Below are 2,658 nucleotides of genomic sequence, written 5' to 3'. Positions count from 1 at the left end.
TTGAAGTAGAACTGGCACAATCGCAAATTGAACTGGCCAATATTCGCCAACGCCTCAGTCAAACGAACCAAGTGCTAGAGCAGGCCGTCAATCGTCAAACCCTTACAGAAGCAGAACTCAAGCAACTCCAAGACCGCTACACCCAAGCCCAAAAAAACCTCGAGAACTTTGAAGCCCAAGGGGCACGCCTGCGGCAGGAAATCCAGCGCCTGCAACGGGAGCGACAAGCCATCCAAAGTCGCCTCGAGGATGTGGCTGGGCAAAAAGTAGCCCTAGAAACCGCCATTCGCACAGCTCAACAACGCCTTGCCGAAGTTGAAGCCCAAAAGGATCGCCTCCAAGCAGAGATTGAGCGCATTCAGGATCAACTGGCCGTGGCCAATCAGCAGCAGCAGGTGTTACGGAATCAACAGCGTAGTCTTCAGCAGGAAATTGCTGCCCTTGAGGCCAGTCGCCAACGCCTTGAAGAAAACGTGAGCATCCTGCTTTTGGGACTACGGCGGGGGACGATCGCCATTCGCACGGGGCAAGTTTTGGCCTCTGCAGTGATTCAAAATGTCAAAGATCCGGCTCAAGCCACCCAAGTCATTGAGGAACTCCTGCGGGAAGCGCGACGGAATGCCATCGTTCTCAATAGTCCCCAGGACCTCAAGCCAACGGATCAGGTGATTCAAATCACCACCGAAGATGTGCGCCGCCTGCGCAGCCAAATTAGTGATGGTCAGCCCTATGTGGTGCGCATTCTAGCAGCGGCCAATTATCTACAGGGGGAAAGCAATATTCTTGTGGTGCCCCAAGTGGCGCGCAATCAGCAGGTCTTCCGCGAGGGTGAGAATCTGGCCACCATCTCTTTGGATCCCAGCCAGATGACCGATGAGCAGATTTTGCAACGTTTGGATCAGTTATTTACGGTAAGTAATCAACGGGCGATCGCCTCCGGTGTGCTCCCAGATCCGGTCACTGGCACTGTTGGCTCGTTTCGCCAAATTGAACTGGTGAAATTTGTCCTTGACCTCAAGGATCACCAAGGGACGGTTGATATTAGTGCAGTCACTCCCACCTCGGTTTATACCGCTGGCCCGCTCACCCTCTCCCTTGTCGCCCGCCAAAATCAGCGAGTGATCCTCCGCAGTGGCTAGGTGCTGACCTGATTTCTCGCCCCTTGGCGTGGAGCTATAAAACCACAGGCTAGGATAGAGAAAATTTTTCTTTTTTCACCATGTAAGGGGTGCCCCCATGAGGCGACTGGTTTCGATTGGTTTCTTGATATTTATTCCCCTTTCCGTTGCTGCGGAAAAACTGGAATGGGGCGCTCTCACCGTCTTTATTTTGGCAGCACTGGCGATCGTGCCCTTAGCGATTTGGTTGAGCACCGCCACAGAAGAGGTGGCGCTGGCCACGGGTCCGACGATCGGTGGCCTCTTGAATGCCCTCTTTGGCAATGCCACCGAACTCATTATTGCTATTGTGGCGCTGCGAGCGGGTTTAGTGGATATTGTCAAAGCCAGTATTACGGGAACCCTGATGGCGAACCTTTTGCTGGTGATGGGGCTATCCATGTTGCTGGGGGGCATTCGCTACAAGGAACAATCCTTTGCCCCAGTGGTGGCACGGGTGAATGCCTCCTCGATGACGGTGGCGATCGCTGCCATTCTTTTACCAGCAATGGTGATTTACACCTCCGATAGAGTGCCGCCAACCGCAGTTTCCCAAATGTCAGTTGTGGTATCCATCATTCTGGTTCTGGTTTATGGGCTCACGTTACTCTTTTCCCTGAAAACCCACAGCTATCTTTACGATGTTAGTGAGGTGGAACTAGGGGGCGTGGAAGGACACTACGAAAGGCCCAACCTACCCCTTTGGATCAATGTTCTTATCATTGCCACCATTGGGGTGGCCTTTGAGTCAGAAATCTTTGTTGGTGCTGTCGAGGAGGCAACGGCGGGACTGGGTTTGACGCCCCTATTTACTGGGGTCATCCTCTTGCCATTGGTGGGTGGTGCAGCGGAATATGTGACCGCTGTGGGGGTTGCCCTGAAAAACAATATGGATCTGTCCGTTTCCATTGCCTTGGGTTCATCCCTTTTGGTGGCGCTTTTGGTGGCACCGGTTCTTGTGCTCATTGGCCAGTTCATTGGTCAGCCGATGGATTTGAACTTTAGCCTTTTTGAGGTGGTGACGGTGATTATTGCGGTTGTAATTGCCAATGTGATTAGCCTAGATGGCCGCTCCAACTGGCTAGAGGGAGCGCTGCTTTTGGCCACCTATGGGATTCTCGGCACCGCCTTTTTCTTCCATACCTAGGAGAGGCGCTGAATCTGTAGTTGATAGGTCATGGTTGAGGTGACCCCCTGTCCCCGTAGGGCACCTTCAATGGGGGCAGCATCCGCCGGATCAGCGGCAGCCACAAGGGCAATGTGGCGATCGCTCACCGCTAGGCCGTGGGTGGGATCATAGCCCCGCCAGCCTGCCCCCGGCAAATACACTTCCACCCAAGCATGGAGGTGCCGTTCAGGATTATCCAAGTCTCCTTCCTGATAGCCACTGACAAACCGCGCCGCTAGGCCCACCGCCCGACAGGCATGGATAAACAAGACTGCCATATCGCGACAGGAACCCATTTGTTTTGCCCAAGTGACACAGGGGGGCCAAGGGGCA

Annotated in this window: 3 protein-coding genes; 2 read left to right on the top strand and 1 reads right to left on the bottom strand. The window is 54.0% G+C overall.

The window, feature by feature from the left end; genetic code table 11:
* Together H8Q75_RS03975 and cax are read left to right on the top strand one after the other, a co-directional pair.
* On the top strand, positions 1–1,139 hold a 1,139-nt coding region (locus tag H8Q75_RS03975; protein WP_297040703.1), incomplete at its 5' end, for a DUF3084 domain-containing protein.
* A 97-nt stretch (positions 1,140–1,236) separates the two neighbouring features.
* Positions 1,237–2,304: a calcium/proton exchanger gene (cax, locus tag H8Q75_RS03970; RefSeq protein WP_024124824.1), complete on the top strand. Its 1,068-nt coding sequence runs from the start codon at positions 1,237–1,239 to the stop codon at positions 2,302–2,304.
* Here the strand turns inward: cax and H8Q75_RS03965 are convergent.
* The coding region (locus H8Q75_RS03965) for a transglutaminase family protein (RefSeq protein WP_297040700.1) at positions 2,301–2,658 on the bottom strand (358 nt) is incomplete at its 5' end. The genes cax and H8Q75_RS03965 overlap by 4 nt on opposite strands.

The organism is Thermosynechococcus sp. OHK43 (genome assembly GCF_014466085.1).
GTDB lineage: Bacteria > Cyanobacteriota > Cyanobacteriia > Thermosynechococcales > Thermosynechococcaceae > Thermosynechococcus.
Note: the sequence above shows the minus strand (reverse complement) of the source record. Positions and strands in the feature narration are given on the sequence as shown.

Bases quoted from the DNA above. Each gene is read 5' to 3' on its own strand.
- cax (WP_024124824.1), top strand. From the start codon at position 1,237: ATGAGGCGACTGGTTTCGATTGGTTTCTTGATATTTATTCCCCTTTCC.